The organism is Streptosporangium becharense, assembly GCF_014204985.1.
Classification (GTDB): domain Bacteria; phylum Actinomycetota; class Actinomycetes; order Streptosporangiales; family Streptosporangiaceae; genus Streptosporangium; species Streptosporangium becharense.
On sequence record NZ_JACHMP010000001.1, the window covers coordinates 6,750,316 to 6,776,315 of the forward strand.

Genomic DNA, 26,000 nt, shown 5'->3' on the forward strand with positions numbered 1-26,000 from the left:
GGAGGGCTCGTCAGAAGAACGATGGGACGGGGTCGGCGGCACGCCGGGGACCGAACGTGCGCCATACCCATACTTGCGCACCCACCATCAGCGGTGTTAACGGCAGAATCATGACACTGAGCACATTCAGTGTCCCGGCCGGGGCGGCATGCCTCAGCAGCCACGGGGCCGCCGCGGCGAGCAACGCCGCGGCGGGTGCGGCGGCGGCGCACGCGGAGAGCAGCAGGGCCCACCCGTTGCGGCGCCCGGCCGTCACCTGGCCGGGCAGCAGCCAGGAGACGAACGTCCGGCCGTGCAGGGCGAACAGGCCCGCGACCGCCGTCCCGCCCGCCAGGCCGGGCAGGACGGGCATCGGCCCGGTCAGGCCACCGGCCATCGCGACCAGCGCCGTGCCCCAGCTCAGGGCGAGACCGCAGGAGGCGCCGCAGATCGTCCAGTCCCAGGCGGCCCGCCACACGCGGCCGTCCGCGCGGCGGCGGAACCAGAGCCCGGCGTCCCGCAGGATCCACGAGACCAGCAGCGCGACCACCAGGGGGTAGAGACCGAACAGCACCTTCCCTTCGGCCTCGGGGAAGGCGCCGAACAGCACGCCGGCCGCGGCCACCAGCCACACCTCGTTCGCCAGGACGAACGGGGCCATGGCGGCGACGATCCGGTCCCGGTCCCGCTGGGACCGGCCGAGCACGGGCAGCAGCATGCCCAGGCCGATGTCGAAGCCCTCCAGGGCGAAGTAACCGGTCAGCAGGAGGGCGAGCATGCCCAGCCAGAGGATGTCCACGGTCTGTCTCCCTAGTGGGCCGATACGGGCACGTGCCCGGCGGATTCGACGGGCCCGAACGCGCCGAGGGCGACGGCGTCCGGGCCGCGCCGGACGGTCCGGACGATCAGCGCGTAGTCGACTACCGCCAGCAGGCCGAGCACGCCGGTGAAGGCGACCAGGGACGCGGTGACCATCCCGGAGGTGAGGCCGGGTGACATGGCGTCGGCGACGGTGAGCCTGCCGTGGATCAGCCAGGGTTGCCGGCCGACCTCGCGGGCCAGCCAGCCGAGGATCGCGGCCAGGAACGGCAGCGGGGTGATCAGCATCAGGATCGGGTGTGCCCACCGCCAGCGCGGCAGCCAGTACACGGTGGGTGCCAGGACGAACATGAGGGCCAGCTGGAGGATCTGGCCGATCAAGACCATGAAACCGAGCCCGATCCCGGCCAGCGGGGACCCCTGGAACTTGCCCGGCTGGAACTCCAGCACCGGGGCGAGCTGGGCGTAGCCGAAGCCGACCGTGACCAGGGAGCCGACCAGGGCGGTCACCACGCCGGTCCGCAGCGATCGGGAGAAGAACTCCCGATCGTCGGTCCCGGTGAACAGCCGGTAGGCGCCGGCCCCCATCATCACGAAGCCGCCGGCCCACAGGCCCGCACCGATCACATGGGGGAGCGCCGCGGTCAGCATCGGGTTGGTGAGCAGGGCGCCCACGTCGGTCAGGACCAGCCGGCCGCCGCGCTCCACCGCACCCGCCGGGTTCTGCAGGAACGCGTTGGCCGCCATGATCCAGAACGCGGAGAGGTAGGCGGTCAGCGTCACCATCCAGATGCACGCCAGGTGGAGCCACCGGGGCAGCCGGTGCCAGCCGAAGATCCACAGGCCGAGGAACGTGGACTCCAGGAAGAAGGCGCCGAGCGTCTCGATCGCGAGCGGCGCGCCGAATACGTCTCCGGCGTAGTGCGACAGCCCGCTCCATCCCATGCCGAACTGGAACTCCATCACGAGCCCGGTGGCGATCCCGAGCGCGTAGTTGATCACGTAGACCTGCCCCCAGAAGCGGGTCATCCGCTCGTGGACGGGAGCGCCGGTCATGACGTGACGGGTGTGCATGATCGCGACCAGGGGGGCCAGGCCCAGGGTCAGCATCACGAACAGGAAGTGGAGACCGCCCGTCACCGCGAACTGCGTCCGGGCCAGGTCGAGCACGTCCAAGGTTTTCACCTCCGTTGTCATGTCTGTCTACAGGTAGGCAATCTATATATAGACAGACTACATGTAGCGTGCCTGCGCGGAGATAGGCTGACCCCGTGACGGAACGAAGCGAACGGGCCGCCGGACGCGGCCGGGCGATGTCCGGCCGGCGGGCGTGGGGAGGCGCGCCGTCGAAGGGGGACGCACCCGCCGGGAGGGCCGCGCCGACGGGTGGAGCGGCGGCCGTGCGGCAGGCCACGCGGGTGACGGGAACCGCGCCGGTGGAAGGCGCCGGACGGACGGAGGGGGCCGCGTGAACGCCGACGCGCTGCGCGGGCACATGGACGCCCTGCTGCTCTCCGTGCTGGAACACGAGCCCCTGCACGGCTACGCGATCATCGATGCGCTGCAGGAGCGCAGCGGCGGCGCGCTGAACGTGCCGACCGGCACCGTCTACCCGGCGCTGCGCCGGCTGGAGCAGGCGGGATACCTGGCCGGCGAGTGGGTCACGGTGGGCGGGCGCCGGCGCCGCACCTACCGCCTGACGTCCTCCGGCCGCGCGGCGCTCGCGAGCGAGCGCTCGGCCTGGCGCGAGTTCGCCGGGGTCATCGGCAGCGTCCTGGAACCGCGCGTCGTGCGCCGGGTCCGGGAAGAGTTCGGGGGGGCTACGCGGTGACCGGAGCGGGAGCCCGCCGGGTGAGGCTCAGGCAGCGGGTGGCCGCATACAGCTGGACCGTCCAGAACAGGTAGCTCACCAGCGACATGCCCACCCCGGGCGGGTAGTCGCCGAGGACCACGGGATGTCGCGACCCCGTCGTCAGGGCCACGGACAGCGCGAGCGTGACCGGCAGCATCAGCCAGACGAGCAGGGCCAGCCGGCGGGTGACCAGCAGTGGACGCCTGATCCTGCGCAGTCCCCGGCCCAGCGCGAACAGCGCGGCGCCACCGACCAGGCCGACGAGCAGCTGCAGGATGTCCAGACCGCGGGCGACCGGCAGGAACCAGTCCGGCCGGGCCCCGTACTCCGTCAGGGAGGCCGGGTAGAGCCGCCAGATCACGCTCCACATGAGCGTGGTGAGCGGCACGGTGACGAACAGCACCGCGGCCAGCCTGCGGCCCGCCGCGATGGACAGCTCCTCCTGGTAGGCCGGGGCGATCACGCCGACCGGGCCGAACTCCTCCACGGCGACCCGCTCGGCCTCGGCCCGGTCCAGGCCGTCGCCCTCCAGCGCCTCGGCGGTGTCGAGCAGGCTGTCGCGGGCCTCGGCGACCAGGTCGAGCCGCAGGCGCCGGGGCCCCCTCAGGGCACGGCCGAGCCCGGCCACGTAGTCGTCGATGACCCCGGTGTTCGCCATGTGCTCTCCAGTCGGCCGGTCCCCGCCAGGGGCGGTCGGCCCCCATCCTGGCAGCGGCCGGCGGGCGGCGCATCCGGAACCTCCCTGAGACGACCCTGGCCCGTCAGGCGCCCGCCGGGCGGTGCCGGTGCCACCAGCGCAGCGCCAGCCGCACCCCGCGCGGGGCGGGAGCCAGCGCGCAACCGGTCAGCCGGATCCGCTCGGGGTGGCGCAGGCCGGTGAAGCGGCAGGCGCTGAGGTCCAGCGAGTCGAGCGCCAGTTCCTCGGCGTCCACCCCGTGCAGCGAGATGACCCGGGCGCCGCCCCGGCCGCGGACGGTGGCCGGACCGCTCAGGGTCGCCCCCTCCAGGTCGGCCACGGCGTCGTCGAGGCGTACGGTCAGTCGTCCGGCCACCCGCAGACGCCGCAGGTCCACCGAGCAGCGGCCGGCGGTCAGGTCGAGGTTCTTGCCCGCCCAGGCCCCGGCGAGCGTCAGGTGGCGGCCGACGGACACCGGGGTCAGGTAGCCGCCTCCCGAGAAGCGCGCCGCCTCGAACCCGGCGGCCCCGCCGAAACCCGCCCTGCGGAAGGAGACCGTGCGGCGGAACCGGCAGCCCCTGAAGGTCACGTCACCCGCGAAACGGGTGCCGTCGAAGGCGACGAAGCCACGGAAGTCGGCGCCCTCGAAGGACGCGGTCCGCCCGAACGCCGCCGCGCCGAACAGGGCGTCGCCGCCGACGCGCACCCCGTCCAGGGCCGCGTGCCCGGTGATGACGACGCCGTGCAGTGACAGCTCGCGGTCGAAGCGCGCCTCCCGGAACGAGACGTTGCGCGCGAAGCGGGCGTCGCAGAACGAGGCGAGGTGCTGGAAGCGGGCGTGGTCGAAGGAGACGTCCCCGTCGAACCGGACGTCGCCGAAGCGCAGGCTCTCCGGGAAGCTCGCCCAGTCGAAGCGGGCACGGCCCAGTCTGCCGCGTGCGGCGGTGAGGACACGCTCCAGCAGGGGCCTGTCGACGACGGTGGCCCGCAGGTCGACCGGGGAACCGGGGGAGAGGCGGCCGAGGACCTCGTCGAGCTCGGCGGCGTCCAGATGGGCCAGGCAGCGCCCGTACGGCCGCTGCGCCGCCCCGATGCACTCCGGAGAGGCGGTACAGGTGACCCAGCCCACATCCAGACTTCTCATACCTTGGTGATACCCGCACGGCACGATCGCACTGACTTCCAGGTCAAGGAAAGCCATATCTGGCGGCCCTGGATAGACATGAACTGTCAAGATTCGCCGATTTCACTTCCTATCCACCCATAGGTAAGTGTGGTTAGATCAATTGGGCTCTACGCTCCCGGTCATGCGTGCTTTATCGCGGGCGTTCGCCGCCCTCGCCGCCGTTGGCGTCACCGCCACCGGCGTCACGGCCCTCATCTCAGCCCCGGCCCTGGCCGAGCCGGGCACCGTCGTCATCAGTCAGGTCTACGGCGGAGGCGGCGGTAACGGTGCGCCGTTCACCCATGACTTCGTCGAACTGTTCAACCGCAGCTCCGCGCCCGTCGCCCTGGACGGCTGGTCCGTCCAGTACACCAGTGCCACCGGCACCGGGAACTTCGCCGCGAACCCGGTCGTGCCGCTGTCCGGCACCCTCGCCCCCGGCCAGTACCACCTGGTGCAGCTGGCGGGCGGGGCCAACGGCGCCGCGCTGCCCGCACCGGACACCGTTGGAACGATCAACATGAGCGGCAGCGCCGGCAAGGCGGTCCTCGTCCGCTCCGCCGACGGCCTGGCGTGCAACGGCGGCTCCACCGCCTGCACACCGGAGCAGACGGCGCTGATCGCCGACCTCGTCGGGTACGGCACCGCGAACTACTACGAGGGCACCGCCGCCCCGGGCCTGTCGCCCACCACGGCGGGGCTGCGCAAGGACCACGGCTGCGCCGACACCGACGTCAACGGCGCGGACGTGGAGACCGGGGCTCCCGCGCCGCGCAACCGGGCCACCGCCCCCGCTCCCTGCGGCGGCGAGCCCTCGCCGACGCCGACGGTCACCCCGACCGTGGAGCCCACGCCCACGCCGACGGTCACCCCGACGGTGGAGCCCACGCCGACGCCCACGGGCGAGCCGTGCCAGATCCCGGCCACCCACCAGATCGCCGAGGTCCAGGGGAACGGGGACGCCAGCCCGCTGGTCGGCAAGACCGTCCGTGTCGAGGGCGTGGTGACCGGCGACTTCCAGGCGACGAACCAGCTCAGCGGCTTCTTCCTCCAGGACCCGACCCCGGACGCCGACCCGGCGACCTCCGACGGCCTGTTCGCCTTCGCCCGCAGCTCCTTCAAGGACGTCAAGGTCGGCGACCGGGTGCTGGTCACCGGCAAGGTCGTGGAGTTCAACGGCTGGACCGAGCTGTCCCCGGTGACCGCGGTGGACGTCTGCGGCACGGGCACCGTCACGCCCACCCGGCAGAGCCTGCCGCGCGCCGAGGGTGCGACCTTCGAACCCGTCGAGAGCATGCTCGTCACCTTCCCCGAGCCGCTGACCGTCACCGACCACTACAACCTCGGCCGCTACGGCGAGGTCACGGTCTCCTCCGAGGGGCGCCTGTACCAGCCGACCGACCGGCCCGGCGTCAGCGCCGAGCTGAACGCCCGGCGCAGCCTGCTCGTCGACGACGGCTCCTCCGCGGAGAACCCGCAGACGATCCCCTACACCGACCCGCGCGTCGTCCGCCTGGGCGACACCGCGGTGGGCGTCACCGGGGTGGTGGGCTACGGGTTCGGCAAGTACCGCCTCCAGCCCACCAAGCAGATCAGGTTCCTGCCGCTCAACCCGCGGCTGCCCGTGCCGCTCCCGGTCGTCGGGAACGTCAAGGTGGCCAGCTTCAACACCCTCAACTGGTTCACCACCGTCGGCTCACGCGGCGCCACCACCCCCGAGGAGCAGCAGCGCCAGCTCGCCAAGCTGGTCGCCGCCCTGAAGGGCATCAACGCCGACGTGGTCGGCCTCATGGAGGTGGAGAACAACGGGCAGACCGCGGTCCAGGCCCTCGTCGACGCGCTCAACGCCGAGGTCGGCGCGGGCACCTACGCGGCGCTCGCCCACCCGCACCCCGGCACCGACGTGGTCCAGGTATCGATGATCTACAAGCCGGCCAAGCTCCGGCTGGTGGGCGCCACCCAGTCGTCGACCGACCCGGTCTTCAGCCGCCCCCCGCTGATCCAGACCTTCCGCCGCGTCAAGGGCGGCCAGCCCTTCACCGTGATGGTCAACCACTTCAAGTCCAAGCGCTGCGACGACGCCACCGGCCCGGACACCGACCAGGGCGACGGCCAGAGCTGCTACAACGCCCGGCGCATCCTCCAGTCGAAGGCGACACTCGGCCTGATCGACAGCCTTGAGCTGCCCAACCCGATGGTGCTCGGCGACCTCAACGCCTACGGCGAGGAGGACCCGATCGACACCCTGGAGGCCGGCGGCCTGTCCAGCGTGACGAAGAAGTTCGTCCCCGCGCCGCTGCGCTACAGCTACCTGTTCGACGGCCTGAGCGGTGAGCTCGACCACGCCATGGTCGGCAAGCAGCTGCTCAAGCGCGTCACCGGTGCGACGATCTGGCACATCAACTCCGACGAGAGCCGGATCACCGACTACAACACCGAGTACAACCCGCCGGGCCTCTACCGGCCCGACGCGTTCCGCTCCTCCGACCACGACCCCGTGATCGTCGGCCTCACCATTCCCGGCGGACGCTAGCCGTGGCGGGCCGGCCCGGCCTGCGCGCCGGGCCGGTCCCCATCACGCGACGGCGATCCCGCTCCCGTCGGCCCCGGAAGGCTCTCCGGGGCCGACGGGAATCCGGCCGCGTCCGGTAGGCCGGGCACGGGATGGAATGCCCAGGGCGGGGAACTGGTTATGCCACGCGTACAGGAGTGAGAGACAAGAGGAGCCACCGGTGGCGACCATCGAGGTAACCGAGAAGAACTTCAACGAGATCGCCGACGAGGGGATCGTCCTGCTGGACTTCTGGGCGGCCTGGTGCGGGCCGTGCCGCACCTTCGGACCGATCTTCGAGAAGGCGTCGGAGAAGCACGCCGACATCAAGTTCGGCAAGATCGACACCGAGGCCGAGCAGGCGCTGGCCCAGGGCTTCGAGATCACCTCGATCCCGACGGTCATGGCCATCCGTGACGGCATCGTGGTCTTCGCCCAGCCCGGCGCGTTGCCCGCCCCGGCCCTGGAAGACCTGATCGGCCAGGTTCGCGCGCTCGACATGGAGGCCATCCGCGCCGAGCTGGCCAACGAGCTGGGTGTGCAGAAGGGCTGAGGCCCCGGATCCCGAGGCCCCGGCACGCGGCCCCCGCCCGCCGTACGACGGCGCGCGGGGAAGGCCGCAGGAGCGGTCCGCCGCCCGGACGGGGGCGATGACCTGCCACTTCGCGTCTCCGGACCAGGTGCTCGCCGAGGCGTTCACCCGGCACGCCGAATCGGCGACCCGCGTCTTCGACGAGTGGCCGGGTGCCGCCCAGGCCCCCGCCGCGGCGGCCGAGGAGGTGGGCCCGTGCTGCACAGCGCTCCGCCGGCCGACCCGATGACGCCCGAGCAGATCCGCCACGCCGTCCTCCGCCACCTGCGCCGAAGCCGCCACCTGCGCCGAAGCCACCGCCTGTGCTTACACCTCCCCCTGTCACCACGCGATCGGAATCACCGATGTCCGCTGCCACCGCGTCCCCCACCGCGTCCGTCGAGTCCACGCGGCAGACGCGTCTGGCCCGCGTCGCCGTCGCCGCGTTGTTCCTCACCAACGGCGCCCTGTTCGCCAACGTCGTACCGCGATACCCGCAGATCAAGGCCGACCTCGGCCTGAGCAACGCCGTCCTCGGCGCCGCGCTGGCCGCGCTTCCGCTCGGCGCGCTGCTGGCCGGGCTCCTCGCGGCCGCCGCGATCCGCCGGTTCCGCTCCTCACGGGTGGCGGCGCTCGGGGTCGTGCTGCTCGCCGTCGCGACGTTCGTCATCCCGTTCGCGTCGAACGGGATCGCGTTCGGCGCCGTGCTGTTCGTCATCGGCGCACTGGACGCCGTCGTGGACGTCGCGCAGAACGCGCACGGCCTGCGGGTGCAGCGCCTCTACGGCCGGTCCATCGTCAACTCCTTCCACGGCGTGTGGAGCATCGGCGCCGTCCTGGGCGGCCTGATGGGCTCGGCCGCCGCCGGCCTCCGCGTCCCCCTCGCGATACACCTGAGCGTCTCCACGGCGCTGTTCGGCGTCGTCGCCCTCGTCGCCTACCGGTTCCTGCTCCCCGGGCCGGAAGACGCCGAACGTCCCGCCGTGACCCGCGTCCCGGGTGCGGACCACGACCCCGCCGCGACCCGTGACCCCGCCGCCGACGGCCACCCGGCCGCTCCGGCCGCCCATGACGCGGGCCGGCGCGCCTTCGCCGGCTCGACCGCGCGGATGCTCGCCGCGCTCGGTGTGCTCGCCGCCTGTGGCGCACTCGTCGAGGACGCCGGCGCGTCCTGGGGTGCCATCTACCTCAGCGGTGACCTGCGTACCGATGCCGCCACCGCCGGCCTGGCCTTCGTGGCGCTGCAGGTCGCCATGACCGTCGGCCGTCTCACCGGCGACCGCGCCGTTGACCGCTTCGGCCAGCGCACCGTCGTCCGCGCCGGAGGAGCCCTCGCCACCGTCGGCATGGGCGCCGCCCTTGCCGTCCCCACCGTGGGCACCGCGCTGGCCGGCTTCGCCCTCGCCGGCCTCGGTGTCGCCACCCTCGTCCCCGCAGCCATGCACGCCGCGGACGAACTCCCCGGGCTTCCCGACGGCACCGGCCTGACCATCGTCAGCTGGCTGCTGCGGGGAGGATTCCTGCTGTCCCCACCCCTCGTCGGGTTCGTCGCCGACCTCGTCAGCCTGCGCGTGGGCCTGCTCAGCGTCGTGCTCGCCGGCCTCGTCACCGTCATCCTCGCCCGGGTCCTGGCCGACCGGCGCCAGGCCTGACCGCAGGCGGACCGCCGTCCGGATGAACGCTCACCTGCGGCCGACACCCGGGACCCTCGTGACCGTCAGGTCGTCCTGGAGAACGAGGCGGGAGGCTCCTCCCTGTCCCGTTCCCGCCCGGTGAACGGAGGCGGGAACGGGGGAGGGGCCGGACGGCCGGTCAGACCGAGCGGTACAGCTCGGCGACCCGGAAGGCCAGGTCCAGCGACTGGCCGCGGTTCAGGCGCGGGTCGCAGGCGGTCTCGTAGCGCAGCGCGAGGTCGTCCTCGACGATCTCGGCCCCGCCGCCCACGCACTCGGTGACGTCGTCGCCGGTGAACTCGATGTGCACGCCGCCCGGGTGGGTGCCGAGCGCGCGGTGCACCTCGAAGAAGCCCGCCACCTCGTTCAGGACGTCGTCCAGGCGGCGGGTCTTGTGCCCGCTGGGCGCCTCGAAGGTGTTGCCGTGCATCGGGTCGCAGATCCAGGCCACCTGGGCCCCGCTCGCGGTCACCTTCTCCACCAGCTCGGGCAGGTGGTCGCGGATCTTCCCGGCGCCCATCCGGGTGATGAACGTCAGGCGCCCGGCCTCGTTCTCGGGGTTGAGCTTGTGGAACAGCGCGAGGGCGTCCTCCGCGGAGGTCGTCGGGCCCAGCTTGACGCCGATCGGGTTCTGGATGCGGGAGAAGAACTCCACGTGCGCGCCGTCGAGCTGGCGGGTGCGCTCACCGATCCAGACCATGTGCGCCGAGACGTCGTACGGCCGGCCGGTGCGCGAGTCGATGCGGGTGAGCGCGTGGTCGTAGTCGAGGATCAGAGCCTCGTGCGAGGAGTAGAACTCCACGGTGTGGAACTCCTCGGGATCGGCCCCGCAGGCACGCATGAACGCCAGCGCCTGGTCGATCTCGCGGGCCAGCTGCTCGTAGCGCTTGCCGGCCGGCGACTCCAGCACGAAGTCCTGGTTCCAGGCGTGCACCTGGCGCAGGTCGGCGTAGCCGCCCTTGGTGAACGCGCGGACCAGGTTCAGCGTCACCGCCGAGGAATGGTACGCGCGCAGCAGCCGGCCGGGGTCGGGCACCCGGGCCCCGGGGGTGAACTCGAAGCCGTTGACCATGTCACCCCGATAGGCGGGGAGCTCGACACCCTCGCGGATCTCGGTGTTCTTCGAACGCGGCTTGGCGAACTGCCCGGCCATCCGGCCGATCTTCACCACGGGGACCTTGGCCGCGTAGGTGAGCACGATCGCCATCTGCAGCAGCGTCTTGAGCTTGTTGCGCACGTCGGCCGCGGTGGCGCCGGCGAAGGTCTCCGCGCAGTCGCCACCCTGAAGGACGAACGCCTCGCCGCGGGTCACCGCCGCCAGGTCCGCCTTGAGGTTGTCACACTCTCCGGCGAACACCAGGGGCGGCAACCCCTTCAGCTCGGTGACGACCTTGTCCAGCTCGCCGCGGTCGGGCCACTCGGGCTGCTGCGCCGCAGGCAGCTCCCGCCAGGAATCGAGGTTGATGCTCACGACATACCAGGCTATTGCAACCTGGTCCGCTATCCGACCTCGATGTCCACGGAGTGAGAAGGTCTTCATACCGGGTGGGAGAAAACCGGGCTCTCGACGTGCTCCGGCAGGACCCCCAGACCGACGAAACGCCGGGCCAGCGGGGCGAGCACCGGCACCCGGGTCAGGTCGTGCGGCATCCGCACCGGCCGGGAGCGCGCCGACAGGGCCGGGCGGATCAGCAGGTTCTGCACCGCGCGCTGGGCGAACTGGGTGACCACCGTGGGCGGGACGCGCCGGCGCTGGACCCGCGCCAGCAGCGACTCGGGGATCTCCGCCCCGGCCGCGAGCGGACCGCCCAGCAGGTTGGCGGCGGCGACCGCGTCCTGGACGGCCAGGTTGATGCCGACGCCGAAGACCGGCGACATGGCGTGCGCGGCGTCGCCGATGACCAGCAGCCCCGGCCGGTGCCAGCGGCGCAGCCGGTTGAGCGCGACCGACAGCACGCTGACGTCCTCGAACCCGACGATCAGATCCACCCGGTCCGCCAGGTGCGGCAGCAGCCGCGCGACCGGTTCGCGCAGCGCCTCGATACCCCGGGAGCGCAGGTCGTCGAACCCGCCCTTGGGGATGACGTACGCGAGCTGCCAGTAGCTCTCGCGGTTGATCGACACCATCAGGTGCCCCGCGGAGACCCGCAGGAACGTCCCGTCCGGGTCGTCGGAACGGCGCGGCAGGCGGAACCAGACCACGTCCATCGGGGCCCCGTGCTCCACCGGGACGAGCCCGGCGGCCCGGCGCACGTCGGAGTGGCGGCCGTCGGCGGCCACGGTGAGATCGGCGCGCAACTCGTGCTCGCCCGACGGGTCGCGGTAGCGGACCCCGCGCACCGCGTCGCCCTCGCGGATCACCCCGTGCACCTCGGCCTCCATGACGAGACGGAAGTTCGGGTGGCGCCCGGCGGCCTCCGTCAGCAGGTTGAGGAAATCCCACTGCGGGACGAAGGCTATGTACCGGTACTTGCCCGGCAGCCGCGACAGGTCGGCGATCCGGGTCGTGGAGTCGTCGGTCTTCAGTGTCAGTTTGTCGACCTTGCGGTGCGGCATCCGGTGGAACTCCTCCGCCAGCCCCAGCTCGTCGAGGATCTGGAGGGTGGAGGGGTGGATGGTGTCGCCCCTGAAGTCGCGCAGGAAGTCGGCGTGCTTCTCCAGCAGCGTCACCTGGACGCCGGCCCTGGCCAGCAGCAGTGCCAGCATGGCCCCCGCCGGGCCGCCCCCGGCGATCACGCATGTGCTTTGAGTCATAATTCATCACCTGTTGAAATTATTGCACGAGACGCCCGCGATGGAAAGGGGCGACCCGGGTCGGCGGAATCGGCGGATGCCGTGTCGCGGCCGGAGGCGCGGGTGCCGCGTTCCGGCGGGAGGCGTGGACGTCGCGTCCCGGGCGGAGCCGCGGATGCCGTACCCGGGGGAATCCGCCCCGAGGGGGACGCGCGTCCGGACCGGATGGGAGACGGTGGGGCCATGACCGTCTACGAGACCGAGCGGCTGGTCGTCCGCCGCTGGACCGCCGACCAGGCCGACCTCGACCGGCTGACCGACATCTACACCCGCGACGAGATCCTGCGCTGGCTGCCACCCTTCACGTTCGAGGCGGCCCCGGCGGTGGAGCGCTGGCGGGCCATGCACGAGGCCGACGGGCGCTTCGGCTCCTGGGCCGTGCAGGTGCGGGAGACCGGCGTCGCCGCCGGGACCGTGCTGTTCCGCCCGATCCCCGGGGGAGACGGCGAGGTCGAGGTCGGCTGGCACCTGCACCCCGACTCCTGGGGCAACGGCTACGCCACCGAGGCGGCCCGGGGTGCGGTGGAGCGCGGTTTCGCCGCCGGCCTGGCGGAGGTGCTCGCGCTCGTCAAGCCGGACAACGAGGCGTCCCTGGCCGTCTGCCGCAGGCTGGGGATGACCCCGCTCGGCCGGACCGACCGCTTCTTCGGCCTGGAGGCGGAGATGTTCCGCCTCACCGCACCCCGCTAGACACCCGATCCGGCCGTCGTCCGGCGGTCACTGGACACCCGATCCGATCCGGCCGTCGCCCGCGGCCCCGATGTGCGCCATCGGTCGTCACGCGTCGCCCGGCCGGTCGACGCGTGACGACCGCACATCCCGCCGCGTCCGAATCCGCGCGGACATTCTTCACCCCTGTTCGGGGGGTTCTGAATTCTCGGGCTTCCACCTACGGAGACGATCACCGGTCGGCGAGACGTGAATCCATCGGGTCGCGCTCGCCGGCGGCCACGAGGGCGATCCCGCGAGGTCGTACGCGGACGTCCGGTGATTCCTGATGAGGTAACGGCCTGCGACGTCAAGGCGCAACAGTTCATCACAAGCGGCTCAAACGATCCACAAGGATGGTTTGTCACCCTAAGCCGATCTCATCGATCAACGGTCCCGCACGGAGACCTCCGAAAGGGGGTCTGTATCAAGCTCAGGTGAGGCATTCCGGTTAACGTCTGCAAGGTATAAAGCTTCCTCTCTGTCGAAGGGGATCCGCTTCGCCCCCGCCGGGATCCGCACCCCGGGGGAAGACGCGAACGCGTCACCGAAATCCGTGGTTCTGCGAGGGCGGTGCTCCCGCCCTCTTCGCGCATGTCGGCCGGTCAGGCGATCCTCGCCCGGCGAACGCGCGAACCAGGACCGACAGGCCCGGCGCCCGATCCGCACGCAAGTCCATGGCCGCGATCCGAGACGTCCCGCCTCGAATGACGGACACGCCGGTGCCGGCCACGGCCATGTACGCGATCGAGAGCCCTCCGGCCCCACGACGAAGTCCCGCTCGACATCTTCACGCCGTGCCCGGTGCACGGCTTCACCTTCGGAGATCCTTTCTTGTCCTGGTTATTCAGCCGCACTTTCGCGCGGCGGATAGCACTTCCCGTGCTGTCCGCCGTGGTGGTCGGCTCCCTCGCACCTCCCACGTCCGCGATCGCCGCGTCCGCGCCGGCGCCGTCCCAGAAGAGCGCGGAGGAACCCCCCGAGCTCCAGCTCACTCATCTCGGCGCCCTCAACACCCCCGACGGCAACCTCGGAAAGATCAACAGCAAGGGCCAGGTCGCCGGCTACGTTTGGAACGCGGGCACCGGTGTGAACAACGCCGTGCTGTTCTCCGGCGGGTCCTCTGTGGACATTCACGCGGCCCTCGGCAACCCGGGCAGGGGAAGCATCGCCGAGGATGTCAGCGATGACGGCACGGTGGTCGGTCGCGTCGCCGCCCAGGGAGGAGAGCCCTATGCCGATACCTTCATCTACAAGGACGGCAAGGCGACCCGTTTGGGCCTGCTTTACGGTACCTCGATCAACAATCGGGGGCAGGTCGCGGGCTTCGGATGGATCCGTGATCCCGACGGTTCCATCCTGAGGCTCGAGGCGTTCCCCGATCAGTTCATAGACGCCTACGCGCTGAACGAGTCCGGTTCGGTCGTTGGCATAGCCGACATGGACCCCGATCCGGCAACCAAGAAGCTTCGTGCCTTCCGTACCGAGCCCAACGAAACCATAAACCTCTCGCGAGACTTCCTGAGCGGCGACGCCACATACCAGGAGACTCAAGCCTTCGACGTCAACAACCGCAATCAGGTCGCCGGCTACGTGAAAAAAGCGGACGGTGGTGAGATCCCTGCCATCTGGGAGGATAATGACGAACTTCATCTGCAGAACACCCCCCACGGCGGCATCGTGTATGCGATCAATGACGCCGATGTCGGCGCGGGGGTGATGTTCGCCGCCGACGGCGCGCGGCGAGCCGCTCTTTACGTGGGCGGTAAGGGCATCGACCTGACCGACATGGTGCGGGCCGCGGGCCATGACGTGACCCTCAGGGGCGCCACCGGTATCAACGACCTGGGCCAGATCGCCGTCGTCGGCCGGTACGGCAACACCACGGGGGACCACGCCTTCCTGCTCGACCTGAAGCTCGGCAAGCCCCGGATCGAGTCGTTCGACCTGGAGACGCGACTCTACCCCTCCACGAACTGGGTTCCGGTACCGGAGAAGGGGACGGTCGAGGGCAACAAGGTCCGCGCCACCGTCACGCTTCACAACCCCAACGTCATTCCGGTGTACCGGACGCTGGAGGTGGTCGAGGACGGGACCGGGAAGGTCGTGCGCAACGGCAGGTTCGGGCTGACCATCCCCGCGGGGGAGACCGTCACCAAGCAGGTGGCCTGGGACACCGAAGGCCTCGCCTGGCGCAACGGTGAACCGTATTCGAACCGCTCGGTGACCGCCCGGGTCCTCAACGGTGTCCAGGATGAGAGCAAGGACACCAAGCCGATCGTCATCCGGCCGATGCCCGTGGCGCTGGTGCACGGCTGGAGGAGTGGCGCGCACACCTGGGGCAAGTACGAGACCTTCCTGAAGGCCGCGCATCCGCTGCTGAGAGGAAGCGCGATCAGCACCTTCGTCACCGGCTTCAACGAGGCTCCGCAGACGATGACCTACCCTCTGCCGTTGAACGCCTCCATGCTGGGCGAGGCGGTCGAATATATGCGGCAGTTCGAGAACGCCTGGCGGGTGAACATCGTCGCCCACTCCATGGGCGGGACGATCAGCCGGGAGTACATCGCCCGTGGGATGGGGCAGGTCGAGGACAAGCCGGTGGTGAACCAGCTGATCGAGATGGGCACCCCGAACCAGGGAAGCCCTTGCGCCGACATGATCGTGCAGTGGGCGAACGGGGCGAACGTGGGGGTTCCCTGGTATCCGGCCACGTGGGAGAACACCACGGAGTTCATGCAGGAGGAGTTCAACCCGAAGACCAAGAACCTGAAGGGCGTGCGGGTCTCCAACCTCGTGGGCAACGGCTACCCGTTGCTCTGCGGGACCAATGTCAAGGGGAAGCCGGTTCCCGAGCCTCCGGGTACCCCTGTCGACAGTGATCTGTTCGTGCCGACTTGGAGCGCTCGGGGTGACCTCACGGACACCCCCACCATGAAGATCCGCCACACGAGCATGACCGGCTCGCAGGAGGCGTTCAACGACTACGTCAAGCCGCGGCTCGCGTCGCTGCTGGCCGGTGGCTCGGAGGACGTGCCTGGGCTGCGGGGGACGGCTCCCACGACCGGGGACAAGAAGGCCAAGACCAAGGCCACGGCCGCGGCCGCCGGTGCCGGTGATGCGGATTCGATGTTCGCCTTCCCCGAGGTCACGGTGGAGGCGGGCAAGACGGCGATCGTGCCGCTGGACGTGCCGCAGGGCACGGCGTTCGGCGTCATCGCAGCGCTGCCGGAGACGGTGGGGCTGCTGCTGCGCGACCCGGCCGGGCAGCCGGCCGCGCAGTACGCGGCGGGCAGCGAGGAGGCCAAGGAGGTCGTCCAAGGGCTGAACGTGGCCGCCCCGCAGGCGGGGGCGTGGAAGCTGGAGATCACCAACACCGGCGCCGAGCCGGTCCAGGCCGCTCTGGCCGCCTGGGTCGCCGGTAACCCGGTGACGGTGACGGCCACGACCGCGGTGGCGGAGGACGGCAAGGCCACGGTGACGGCTGCCGTCGTCGACGGTGAGCAGCCGGTCACCGGGGTTCCGGTGCGGGCCACGCTGACCCTGGGGGACGGCACCCGCAAGGAGCTGACGCTGAAGGACGACGGCAACAGCGGGGACGGTGCCACCGACGACGGCACGTACGGTGTGGTGACCGACGAGTTGGCCGATGGCGCGTATCCCGTCACGGTCCTGGCCGAGACGGCCAAGGGTGTGCGGACCACGCTCGCGGCGGTGAAGGTGGCCAAGCCGGACACCCGTGAGTTCGAGCTGACGCTGTCGGCCGGGCCGGGCGGGTCGGTGTCGGCGTCGCCGGCGCAGGAGAAGTACCGGGCCGGGACCGAGGTGACGCTGACCGCGACCCCCGAGGCCGGACGCATCCTGATCGGATGGGTGATCGACGGCCAGGAGCGGGGTCCGGGTGCGCTGACCGTCGTCATGGACGGCCCGCACACGGTGCAGGCCAGGTTCGGCTCCTACACGGTGACCGAGCTTGGCGCGTTGCCCGGCTACACCGCCGATCAGACCGAGCCGGTCGCGCTGAACGACCACGGTCAGGTCGCCGCCACGGTGGGAAGGGGCGATGACCGGCGGGCCGTGCGCTGGCAGGACGGTGTGTTCACCGACCTGGGCGGCCTGTCGTGCGAGGGGTCGGGCAAGGCCCGCTGCCCGTCGGGCGCCACGGACATCAACGAGGCCGGCGACGTGGCCGGCTGGGCCGAGAAGTGGCAGAACGACGTGCTGCGCGAGCACGCGGTGGTCTACCGCGGCGGGTCGGTCACGGACCTGCATTCCAGCGACGACGCGTCGACGTCCAGTGCCGCGGTGGGCCTGAACGACACCGGTCAGGTGCTCGGCCGTATCGGCAAGTGGGACGGCAGCGACGGCTACCACTGGATATGGAACGGCAGGGAGTTCCGGCGGCTGCCCGACACCCCGCTATACACCAGCAGCGTCGGGGGCGGCCGGATCAACGACCGGGGGATGGCCGCCGGTGCCTATGTCAAGGAGCAGGACCCTTCCGGTAAAGCCACCGGGTGGGGCCCGGCCGTTCACCACGACGGGGTGACCACGCCGCTGGAGATCCCCGAGTGCACGCGCGAGGGCGGCGTCGCCCATGACGTCAACGCCGGCGGCCTGGCGGTCGGCGAGGCGATGTGCGACACCGACGGGAAGCTCACCACGCATGCCTACACCTGGCAGGACGGCCGGCGCACCGACCTGGGTGAGGGCAGGGCGTACGCCGTCAACGACCACGGCCTGGTGGCCGGTTTCACCGGTCAGCAGAACGACACGCCGGTCGTGTGGCTGCAGGAGCGGCGCTACAACCTGCAGGACCTGCTTCCCCTGCCCGCGTGCGCCGAGGGGGCGGTGCCCTGCATGCGCCTGATCTCGGTGGCGGACGTCAACTCCTCGGGCCAGATCCTGGCGCGCGGTTTCATCAAGGACGGGACCGGCTCACAGGGGGAGCGGGCTTACCTGCTGACCCCGTCCGCCCCGCGGGCGGATCTGGAGGTCACGCACAAGGTCTCCTCGGCCGAGTTCGGCCCGGGCGCGAGCGTCACGTGGACCAGCACCGTGACCAACAAGGGTCCCGACACCGCGACCGGCGTCCAGCTGGACATGGTCGTTCCCGCGTTCTCGGGGGGAGTGTGTGAGACCTCGCGGGGTCTGTGCACCCCGTTCAAGAGCGGCGGCGGGTTCCGCAACACGGTCAAGGTCCTGGAGCCGGGCGGGAGCGCCACCGTCACGGTGACCGCCACCATCCCCGCCGGCGCCGGCGACGGTGTCGAGGTCAAGACCTCGGCGACGGCGCACACCCTGGACGTGACCGACCCCGCCAGAGGCAACAACAGGGCCGAGGCCACCGCCACCGTCCGGCACGCGCTGAACCGCACCGCGATCACCTTCGATCCCGTCCGGGTGGGCACGAGCAGCGCCTACCCGACGGAGGTGAAGCTGACCAACCGGAGCAGCGACCCCATGAAGATCACCGCCATCAAGACCGAGGGCCCCTTCACGCAGACCAACGACTGCCCCGCCGCCGGCGCGACGCTCGAGGCGGGCAAGACGTGCCTGATGTGGGTGAGCTTCGCCCCGACCCAGGTGGGAGCGGCCAGCGGGAAGCTCACCGTCACCACCGGCGGGGACCAGCCGTCGTATGTGACGACCCTGACCGGCCAGGGGAAGGAATCCAACGCCGTCCCGCAGGTCGACACTCCCGCGGGCCCGTTGACGGGCGTGGTGGGACAGCCGTTCACGCTGACCGTGCCGTTCAGCGACGGCGACCCGGCCGACACCCACACCGCCGAGGTCTGGTGGGGGGTGGAATTGGGTGACTTCGAGCCCACCAGCAAGGTCGAGGTGACGCCGAAGGCCGAAGGCGGCGGCGGCACCGTCACCGTGACCGGGACGTTCAGGGCCCCCTCCGAGGGGGTCGCCGCGGTGATGGTCACCGACAGCAAGGGCGACACCGGCTACAGCGACGGCATCCGCTACGTCATCGCGGCCGCCCCGGCCGCCAACACCGCCCCGGTGGCGGCCGCGGGCACCGACGTGGAGCTGACGGTGAACGAGAAGCTCCAGCGGGTGGTGCCGGTGTCCGACCCCGGCTCCGCGTCCTGGACGGCGAGCGTGGACTACGGCGACGGCACCGGCCCGGTGGCGGTCACTGCCCAGGGTGCGCAGATCACTCTGGAGCACCGGTGGGCGAGCGCGGGCAGGTATCCGGTCGTGGTGACGGTACGCGACAACGGCGGCCTGCAGACCTCGGTGGTCTTCACCGCCACCGTCGTCACCGGGCAGACGCCGAACCAGGCGCCCGAGGTGACGCTGTCGGGACCCGGGAAGGTCACCGAGGGCACCGCCTGGAAGGCGTCCGGGTCGCTGAGCGACCCCGGGTCGAAGGCGTGGACGGCGACCGTCGATTACGGCGACGGCACCGGCCCCCGGGTGCTGCCCGTGGACGGCACGCGGCTGAAGCTGGAGCACGTGTTCACCGACGACGGTGAGCGCACGGTCACGGTGACGGTCACCGACGACAGGGGCGCCACCGGCACCGCTCGGCTGAAGGTCAAGGCCGCCGGTGCCGCCCCCGAGGTGAAGCTGGAGGAGCCGGCCGCCGACACCGTCGCCGCGGTGGGCGTCCCGGTCACGCTGAAGGCGTCCTTCACCGATCCGGGCACCGCCGACACCCACACGGGCACCTGGACCGTCGACGGCCACAAGGTCGCCGGTGCCCTGGCCGGGCACGAGGGCAAGGGGAGCACCATCGGCACGCACACCTTCACCAAGCCCGGGCGTTACCCGGTCACGGTGACGGTGACCGACGACGACGGCGCCTCCACCACCGCCAAGAAGGCCCACGTGCTCGTCCTGGCCAGGGCCGGGTCGCTGAGCGGTGAGGGCCAGGTGGCGTCACCGGCGGGTTCGTGCCGGCTGAGCGCGGCGTGCGAGGCGGCGGGCAAGGCGGCCTTCGCCGTCACCGCCGGCTACCCGTCGCAGGGCGGCGCGCCCACCGGTGAGCTGCGCTACGACGCCCCCGGGTTCACGCTGCGGCACACCGCCTACACGGTGCTCGCCGCGGCGGACGGCACGGCGACCCTGCGCGGCACCGGCCGGGTCAACGACACCACCGAGGTCACCTTCGAGATCACGGCGTCGGATCCGCACACCGACCGGTTCCGGTTGAGGGCGTGGGGCAAGGACGGCGGGCTGGTCTACGACAACCAGCGCACCGGCCCGGCACCGTCCGTGACCGGCACCGTCCGCGTCAGCGGCCGCGACTAACCGCAGTCAGCCGCAAGTGAGAACTCCGCGGGCTCGCACCATCCAGGTGCGAGCCCGCGGGCATTCGGCCCGCCTCCTGACGGCCTGTTGTCCGGGACCGGCGTGGTCCGCCGCTTCCGGAAGGGGCCGTGTGCCACGGCCGGGTTCCGGGTCCGACGGTGGGCGTGTCGCATGCCGCCCGGAGGGGGCTTCGCGTCGACCGCCGTCGGAAGAGCGGTCGCCCCGGCCGGTGTCCTCCGGCCGCCAGACGCCCCTGGAGAAGGAGTCGCCGTCGCATGGAGTATGGCCTTTATCGCTGTGTGTGATCTTACATTGGCCTACTCTCGATCTAGACAGACTAGATAGGAGGTCGTCATGGCCGGGTGGCAGGTTCAGGAGGCGAAGCAGCGCTTCAGTGAGGTCGTGCGGCGGGCGGTGAGCGAAGGCCCGCAGGTGGTCACCCGACATGGGGAGGAGGTGGCCGTGGTCATCGACATCGCCGAGTATCGCCGTCTCAAGGAGGCGGCCCCGGATTTCCGGCGGTTCCTTCTCTCCAACCCTGACTGGGAGGACGACGTTGACTTCCCCCGGAACCGGGACCTTCCCCGAGAGGTGGAGTTCGACTGATGGGCGTCGGCTACCTGCTTGACACGAACGTAGTCTCTGAGGTGCGCAAACGGAACGGAAGCCCGAATGTCAGGGGCTGGGTCAGCGGGGCTCACGGGCCCACGCTTTATCTCAGCAGTCTGACGGTGGGTGAGATCCGCTGCGGGGTGGAGCTCCGCAGGCGCAGCGATCCCGTGCAGGCGACGGTTCTGGAACGCTGGTTACACGCGCTTCACCGACAGTTCAGAGATCGCATCATTCCCGTCACCCCCGAGGTGGCGGAGGAATGGGGACGATTGAACGCCATCCGCCCGCTCCCGACGATGGACGCTCTGATCGCCGCGACGGCGAGGGTGAACGGGTGGACCCTGGTGAGCAGGAACGTCAAGGACTTCGAAGGGACGGGCGTGTCAGTGGTCAACCCCTTCGAGCCGCCGCGTTGACGGGAACCGCAGGCCACCGAGCCCGGATGCCGGACGGGTCCCGTGCGGTGAAGGGGCCCGGAACCCGGCCGTGGGACGGGCTCGGTCAGCGGATGCCGACGTAGAACCGGGTCTGGTCGCTGCGGTGGAGCGCGTAGTAAGCCTCGAAGCGGGTGTTGTCGCCTGTCCACGCGACCGACTCGATGCCGAGCAGCGGCGTCGAGGCGGATACCTCGAGCAGTTCGGCGTCCTCGGGGTCGGGGAAGACGGCCTCGATCCACCGGTCGGCGGCGGCCGGTTCGATCCCGTACCGCCGTCGCAGCACGTCGTACAGCGACTGGTTCTCCAGCACGGCGCGCTCCAGGCCCGGCACCAGGCGCGCGGGCAGGGCGGTGTCGACGAGCAGCCACGGCCGCCCGTCGACGCGGCGGAGCCTGCGCAGCCTGACGACCTGTTCCCCCTGGGGGATCCGCAGCAGGGCGGCCTCGCGTTCGTCGGCCTCGCCGAGCGACTGACCGATGGTCTGGGTCGTCACCCGGCGGCCCGACTCCCGCAGGTCGTCGGCGGAGCCGGACATCGAGCCGATGAACCGTACCTCGGTCTTGCGCGGTGAGACGAAGGCGCCGCGTCCCTTGACCTTATAGATCAGCTTCTGCTGCACGAGCTCGCGCAGGGCCTCCCTGACGACGGTGCGGGAGACGCCGAACATGTCGCTGAGGTCGGCCTCGGACGGCAGCGGCTGGTCCGGGCCCAGCTCGCCACTTTCGATCTGCGTGCGTAACGCCCGCATCATCTGCATCCACAACGGTTCGGCCCCGTCGCGGTTGAGGCGCGGATACGTCATCGTCACGGGAACCTCCTTGGACGGCAGCGTCGAGAAAAGCATGCCATGCGAGCAGACCTGTCACTACAGGATAGCAACCTTGTAGTGACAGGTTGCCAGACCCGTCGTGGAGATCACCCGCCATATAACTGGTTTGTTACCCAAAGACAGTGACCCTTGACACTCAGGTAACGCCGACTTAGCGTACCTGTCACTACAGGCCTGTAATGACTACGCCGCCCCGCCGCCTGTGAGCGATGAGTTCGCGGCCCTGCTCCCACCGCTCCGGCGGACCTGCTCTCTCTTCCTGGAGACCATGATGCGTACCCGTCCCACATCCCGGCCCTGGCGTGCGGCCTCCGCGGCGTCGCTGACCGCCCTCGCGGTCCTGGCCGCGGGCTGCGGCTCCGGCGGCTCCGGAGCCGACACCAGCGCCAAGGAGTCGAGCGGAGACAAGCCGTTCATCGCCCTGAGCAACGGCTTCATCGGCAACGGCTGGCGCCAGACGATGATCGCCAAGTTCGAGGCGGCCGCCAAGCAGGCCCAGGCCGACGGCCTGATCAGCAAGTACAAGGTCGTCAACGCGCCGGGGGAGAACTCGGCGACGGAACAGGTCGCCCAGATCAAGAGCCTCCTGCTCCAGAAGCCGGACGCCCTGCTCATCGACCCGGCCTCGCCCACCGCGCTCAAGCCGGTCATCCAGCAGGCGTGCTCCGCCGGAGTCACCGTCGTGGTCTTCGACTCCGCGATCGACTCCGAGTGCGCCTACGTGCTGCAGAACAGTTTCGTCGACTGGGCCACGCACGCCGCCAAGCCGCTGCTGGAGGGCATCGGCGGCAAGGGCGATGTCATCGTCAGCCGGGGCGTCGTCGGCTCGCAGCCCGAGGCCGAGATGTTCGACACCACCAAGAAGATCCTCGGCGAGTACCCCGGCGTGAAGACCGCCGCCACGGTGACGGGGATGTGCGACGGCGCCACTGCCCAGAAGGCCGTGCTCGGCGTGCTCTCCAGCGTGTCGAAGATCGACGGGGTCATCGGCTGCGGAGACGGATACGGCGTCGCCCAGGCGTTCGCCACGGCGGGCAAGCCCGTGCCCGCCGTGACGTTCGAGACCAACGGCCGCGCGCTGAACTACTGGAAGGACAACAAGATCGACAACGGCTCGGTGGCCGTCATGTCCGACCCCGGGCAGTCGGTCGCCGCGCTGTGGGAGGCGCTCGACCTGCTGGAGAAGCGCGACATCCCCAAGCGCATGACCTTCCCGATCGTCCTCATCGAGCAGAAGGACCGCGACGCGTGGGCCGGAGCGCTCAAGCCCGACGAGTACGCCGCCTGGCCCTGGACGCGTGAGCTGTTCCGTCAGCAGGTGAAGGCCGTGCAGACCGGTGGCGAGCCGGTCCGTCCGCCGATCCCGACGGCCGCCGGCTGACCGGGAGAAGCACCGGGAGAAGCACATGGGAGATCTCGTGATGCACGTCGACAACTTCACCCCCGGCCCCTCCGCCGCCCCGCGGGGGACGGGCCGGGGAGCCCCGGAGCGGCGGCCCGTCGTCACCGCGAGGGGCGTGACCAAGACGTACGGGCGCACCCGCGCGCTCACCGGGGTGGACCTGGAGGTCGGCGCCGGCGAGGTGCTCGGCCTCGTCGGCCACAACGGCGCCGGCAAGAGCACCCTGATGCGTGTCCTCGCCGGACTCGAAGCCTGCGACGAGGGCACGGTCGCGGTCCGCGGTCAGGAGGTGCCCGACGGGACCGGGCCGCGGGCCGAGGCGTTCCGCGGGGTGCGGATGGCCTACCAGGAGACGTCGCTCTGCCCCGACCTCACGGTCGCGGAGAACATCTGGGTGTCCTCGCGCCGTAGCCTGCCGCGGCTGAGGTGGCGGCGGGCGGCCGGTGACGCCGCGCGGCGCCGGCTCGACGAGATGTTCCCCGGGCACGGCGTGACGGCCCGCGACAGGATCGAGGACCTCTCCCTCGCCCAGCGCCAGATGGTGGAGATCGTCCGGGCCAGCCTGTGCGACCGGCTCGACCTGCTGATCCTCGACGAGCCCACCGAGTCCCTCGGGCCGGACGCGGCGCGCTCGCTGTACGCCTACGTCCGCGACCTCACCGCCCGCGGGGTCGCCGTCCTGCTCATCTCGCACCGCATCCGCGAGGTCCTCTCGGTGGCCGACCGCGTCGCCGTCCTGCGGGACGGGGCCGTCATCGCCGAACGTCCCGCGGCCGGGCTGGGCGAGCACGACGTGCTCACCCTGATGGGCGCCCAGGTCGCCGAGCGGACCGGGGACGAGCGGGCCGTGGCCGCCGCGGGCGCCTCCGGCGACCGCCCGGTGATGGCGGAGCTGCGCGGGGCCACCGGTCCCGGGCTGCGCGAGGTCTCCGTACGGGTCGGCGCCGGTGAGGTCGTCGGCCTGGCCGGGCTGGCGGGTCAGGGCCAGCAGGAGGTGCTCGAACGCCTGTGGCGGCCCGCGCGGCGCGACACCAGCGTGCACGGCACCCGCGCGTACGTGCCGGGCGACCGGCAGCGCTCCGGGGTCCTGCCGCTGTGGAGCGTCGCGGAGAACCTCATCGTGACCGCGATGCGGGGGATCGCCCGCCGGGGTGTGCGCCGCCCCGCGCAGGAGCGCGCGGCGGTGCGGGACTGGGTCGAGCGCCTGGCGATCCGGGGCGGCCCGGACGCGGCGATGACCGAGCTCAGCGGCGGCAACCAGCAGAAGGTCATCGTCGCCCGCGCGTTCGCCTCCGCCGCCGACCTCGTCCTGCTCGACGACCCCTTCCGGGGCGTCGACGTGCACACCAAGACCGACCTCTACCAGCTCATCCGCCAGGAGGCGGCGCGGGGCCGGAGCGTCGTCTGGTATTCCAGCGAGAACGCGGAGATGGTCCACTGCGACCGGGTCTACGTCCTGCGCGCCGGGCGGGTGGTGGCCGAGCTCACCGGCGAGGAGATCTCCGAGGAACGGATCATCGCCGTCTCGTTCGCCGAGGCCGACGAGGCGTCCGGTCATGAGGGCGGGACAGCCGGTCGTGACGGCGGGGCGTCCGGTCGTGACGACGGGACAGCCGGTCGTGACGGCGGGACGCCGGGTCGGCGGGACGGGGTGCCGAGCCGTGGCTGAACTTCTCGCCCCCGCCCTGCCGAGCCGGGCACGGATGCGCCGGACCGCCCCGGCCGTGGTCAGCGCCGCCGCCATGGTCGCCATGATCATCGTCTGCGCGTCGCTGCAGTCGGACGTCCTGACCGTGGCCGGCCTCTCGCTGGTCCTGTCGGCGACCGTTCCCCTGGTCATCGCGGCCCAGGCCCAGATGACGCTGATGTCGGTCGGCGACATCGACCTGGGAATCGGCAACTTCGTCGGCCTGGTCACCGTGGTCTCGGCGACCAGCCTGGTGTCGTCCCCGCTCGTCGGCGGCCTGATCCTCCTCGGGCTCGTCGCCGCATACGCCGTCCTCGGCACCCTCGTCCACCTGCGCCGGGTGCCGTCGCTCATCGCCACGCTCGGCGCGTCATTCGTCTGGCTCGGCCTGGGCATGTTCATCCTGCCGACCCCCGGCGGGACGACCCCGCAGTGGCTGGCGTCCTTCGGCGCGTGGCAGCCGGAGGGGTTCCCGGCACCGCTGCTGCCGATCCTCCTCGTCGCCGCGCTGGTCTACCTCCTGACCGTGCGCAGCACCGCCGGCGTCCGGATGCGCGGCCTGGGCAGCAACCCGGTGGCGCTGGAGCGCGCCGGGCTGCGTCCGCTGGCGGCCCGCGCCGCCGCCTACGCCACCGCCGGCGCGCTCGGCGTGCTGTCCGGTCTCGTCCTGGCCTCCCAGACCGGCGGCGGGGACGTGTCGTCGGCCTCCGGTTACACCCTCATGACGGTGGCGGCGGTGATCCTCGGCGGCGGGTCCTTCCAGGGCGGCGGCGCCGTGCCCTGGGGGGTGGCGATCGGCGGCGTGACCCTCGGCCTGGTCAGCGTGGTCCTCAGCCTGCTCGACGTGCCCACCAACATGCAGTCGGCCGTCCAGGGCGTGATCGTCCTGGCCGTGCTCGCCGGCCGCGTGGTGGTCGGGAAGGTGCTGCGGTGACCTCCCCGGCACGCCCGAAGGCGACGTTCTCCACGCTCAAGGA

The 26,000-nt window shown here is 71.2% G+C and carries 19 protein-coding genes; 12 read left to right on the forward strand and 7 right to left on the reverse strand.

Annotation, left to right across the window (positions count from 1 at the left end; translation table 11 throughout):
- Positions 1-10 precede the first annotated feature (10 nt).
- Both F4562_RS29370 and F4562_RS29375 read right to left on the reverse strand, forming a co-directional pair.
- Complete coding sequence (locus F4562_RS29370; RefSeq protein WP_184547945.1) at positions 11-778, reverse strand: cytochrome d ubiquinol oxidase subunit II; 768 nt, start codon at positions 776-778, stop codon at positions 11-13.
- 11 nt (positions 779-789) lie between these two features.
- Positions 790-1,974 carry a cytochrome ubiquinol oxidase subunit I gene (locus F4562_RS29375; protein ID WP_184547943.1) on the reverse strand — a complete coding sequence of 395 codons (1,185 nt, stop codon included), beginning with the start codon at positions 1,972-1,974 and terminating at the stop codon, positions 790-792.
- A gap of 292 nt (positions 1,975-2,266) precedes the next feature.
- On the opposite strand from F4562_RS29375, the gene F4562_RS29380 reads away from it, so the two are divergent.
- Positions 2,267-2,629, forward strand: coding sequence for a PadR family transcriptional regulator (locus F4562_RS29380; RefSeq protein ID WP_184547941.1), 363 nt, complete (start codon positions 2,267-2,269; stop codon positions 2,627-2,629).
- Here F4562_RS29380 and F4562_RS29385 read toward each other — a convergent pair.
- Both F4562_RS29385 and F4562_RS29390 read right to left on the reverse strand, forming a co-directional pair.
- Positions 2,619-3,308: a permease prefix domain 1-containing protein gene (locus tag F4562_RS29385; protein ID WP_184547939.1), complete on the reverse strand. Its 690-nt coding sequence runs from the start codon at positions 3,306-3,308 to the stop codon at positions 2,619-2,621. The two genes, F4562_RS29380 and F4562_RS29385, sit on opposite strands and share 11 nt — an antisense overlap.
- 103 nt (positions 3,309-3,411) lie before the next feature.
- Entirely contained in the window at positions 3,412-4,470 is a 1,059-nt protein-coding gene (locus tag F4562_RS29390) for a pentapeptide repeat-containing protein (protein WP_184547937.1), read from the reverse strand.
- A 163-nt stretch (positions 4,471-4,633) separates the two neighbouring features.
- Between F4562_RS29390 and F4562_RS29395 the strand changes: the two genes are divergently transcribed.
- The 4 genes from F4562_RS29395 to F4562_RS29410 all read left to right on the forward strand — a co-directional run bounded on the left by F4562_RS29395 (position 4,634) and on the right by F4562_RS29410 (position 9,265).
- The gene (locus F4562_RS29395; protein ID WP_184547935.1) at positions 4,634-7,024 is read left to right on the forward strand and encodes an ExeM/NucH family extracellular endonuclease; all 2,391 of its coding nucleotides are present in this window, start codon (positions 4,634-4,636) and stop codon (positions 7,022-7,024) included.
- 199 nt (positions 7,025-7,223) lie between these two features.
- On the forward strand, positions 7,224-7,595 hold the full coding sequence (gene trxA / locus F4562_RS29400; RefSeq protein ID WP_184547933.1) for a thioredoxin: 372 nt from the start codon (positions 7,224-7,226) through the stop codon (positions 7,593-7,595).
- Positions 7,596-7,692: 97 nt separating this feature from the next.
- Complete coding sequence (locus F4562_RS29405; RefSeq protein WP_184547931.1) at positions 7,693-7,863, forward strand: hypothetical protein; 171 nt, start codon at positions 7,693-7,695, stop codon at positions 7,861-7,863.
- Between the two features lie 115 nt (positions 7,864-7,978).
- Complete coding sequence (locus F4562_RS29410; protein WP_184547929.1) at positions 7,979-9,265, forward strand: MFS transporter; 1,287 nt, start codon at positions 7,979-7,981, stop codon at positions 9,263-9,265.
- Positions 9,266-9,425: 160 nt separating this feature from the next.
- On the opposite strand, the gene F4562_RS29415 is transcribed toward F4562_RS29410, so the two are convergent.
- A complete protein-coding gene (locus F4562_RS29415) occupies positions 9,426-10,757 on the reverse strand; it encodes a class II 3-deoxy-7-phosphoheptulonate synthase (RefSeq protein ID WP_184547927.1) in 1,332 nt (443 codons plus the stop codon).
- A gap of 65 nt (positions 10,758-10,822) precedes the next feature.
- Positions 10,823-12,040 carry an FAD-dependent oxidoreductase gene (locus F4562_RS29420; protein ID WP_184547925.1) on the reverse strand — a complete coding sequence of 406 codons (1,218 nt, stop codon included), beginning with the start codon at positions 12,038-12,040 and terminating at the stop codon, positions 10,823-10,825.
- Between the two features lie 222 nt (positions 12,041-12,262).
- Here F4562_RS29420 and F4562_RS29425 point away from each other — a divergent pair, with 222 nt between their 5' ends.
- From F4562_RS29425 to F4562_RS29440, 4 genes are all read left to right on the forward strand, one after another.
- Positions 12,263-12,769, forward strand: coding sequence for a GNAT family N-acetyltransferase (locus tag F4562_RS29425; RefSeq protein WP_184547916.1), 507 nt, complete (start codon positions 12,263-12,265; stop codon positions 12,767-12,769).
- Between the two features lie 852 nt (positions 12,770-13,621).
- Entirely contained in the window at positions 13,622-20,056 is a 6,435-nt protein-coding gene (locus tag F4562_RS29430; protein ID WP_184854800.1) for a PKD domain-containing protein, read from the forward strand.
- A 354-nt stretch (positions 20,057-20,410) separates the two neighbouring features.
- Positions 20,411-20,662 (forward strand): type II toxin-antitoxin system Phd/YefM family antitoxin, encoded by a 252-nt coding sequence (locus F4562_RS29435; RefSeq protein ID WP_184539656.1) that lies wholly within the window; start codon positions 20,411-20,413, stop codon positions 20,660-20,662.
- Positions 20,662-21,084 (forward strand): type II toxin-antitoxin system VapC family toxin, encoded by a 423-nt coding sequence (locus F4562_RS29440; RefSeq protein WP_184539658.1) that lies wholly within the window; start codon positions 20,662-20,664, stop codon positions 21,082-21,084. Before F4562_RS29435 ends, F4562_RS29440 begins: the two co-directional genes overlap by 1 nt.
- An 85-nt stretch (positions 21,085-21,169) precedes the next feature.
- Here the strand turns inward: F4562_RS29440 and F4562_RS29445 are convergent, their stop codons facing one another.
- Positions 21,170-21,907 carry a GntR family transcriptional regulator gene (locus tag F4562_RS29445; protein ID WP_184540722.1) on the reverse strand — a complete coding sequence of 246 codons (738 nt, stop codon included), beginning with the start codon at positions 21,905-21,907 and terminating at the stop codon, positions 21,170-21,172.
- A gap of 229 nt (positions 21,908-22,136) precedes the next feature.
- Here F4562_RS29445 and F4562_RS29450 point away from each other — a divergent pair, with 229 nt between their 5' ends.
- From F4562_RS29450 to F4562_RS29460, 3 genes are read left to right on the forward strand one after another with little or no spacing between them, the layout of a single operon-like run.
- A complete protein-coding gene (locus tag F4562_RS29450) occupies positions 22,137-23,315 on the forward strand; it encodes an ABC transporter substrate-binding protein (protein ID WP_311733873.1) in 1,179 nt (392 codons plus the stop codon).
- 25 nt (positions 23,316-23,340) lie between these two features.
- Positions 23,341-25,005 (forward strand): sugar ABC transporter ATP-binding protein, encoded by a 1,665-nt coding sequence (locus tag F4562_RS29455; RefSeq protein ID WP_246473598.1) that lies wholly within the window; start codon positions 23,341-23,343, stop codon positions 25,003-25,005.
- On the forward strand, positions 24,998-25,957 hold the full coding sequence (locus F4562_RS29460; RefSeq protein ID WP_184539660.1) for an ABC transporter permease: 960 nt from the start codon (positions 24,998-25,000) through the stop codon (positions 25,955-25,957). The genes F4562_RS29455 and F4562_RS29460 overlap by 8 nt, the downstream gene beginning before the upstream one ends.
- Positions 25,958-26,000 lie beyond the last annotated feature (43 nt).

Coding starts and splice junctions, on each gene's coding strand:
- F4562_RS29385 (WP_184547939.1), bottom strand. CDS start 3,308: ATGGCGAACACCGGGGTCATCGACGACTACGTGGCCGGGCTCGGCCGT.
- F4562_RS29390 (WP_184547937.1), bottom strand. CDS start 4,470: ATGAGAAGTCTGGATGTGGGCTGGGTCACCTGTACCGCCTCTCCGGAG.
- F4562_RS29395 (WP_184547935.1), top strand. CDS start 4,634: ATGCGTGCTTTATCGCGGGCGTTCGCCGCCCTCGCCGCCGTTGGCGTC.
- F4562_RS29405 (WP_184547931.1), top strand. CDS start 7,693: ATGACCTGCCACTTCGCGTCTCCGGACCAGGTGCTCGCCGAGGCGTTC.
- F4562_RS29410 (WP_184547929.1), top strand. CDS start 7,979: ATGTCCGCTGCCACCGCGTCCCCCACCGCGTCCGTCGAGTCCACGCGG.
- F4562_RS29420 (WP_184547925.1), bottom strand. CDS start 12,040: ATGACTCAAAGCACATGCGTGATCGCCGGGGGCGGCCCGGCGGGGGCC.
- F4562_RS29425 (WP_184547916.1), top strand. CDS start 12,263: ATGACCGTCTACGAGACCGAGCGGCTGGTCGTCCGCCGCTGGACCGCC.
- F4562_RS29435 (WP_184539656.1), top strand. CDS start 20,411: ATGGCCGGGTGGCAGGTTCAGGAGGCGAAGCAGCGCTTCAGTGAGGTC.
- F4562_RS29440 (WP_184539658.1), top strand. CDS start 20,662: ATGGGCGTCGGCTACCTGCTTGACACGAACGTAGTCTCTGAGGTGCGC.
- F4562_RS29445 (WP_184540722.1), bottom strand. CDS start 21,907: ATGACGTATCCGCGCCTCAACCGCGACGGGGCCGAACCGTTGTGGATG.
- F4562_RS29455 (WP_246473598.1), top strand. CDS start 23,341: ATGGGAGATCTCGTGATGCACGTCGACAACTTCACCCCCGGCCCCTCC.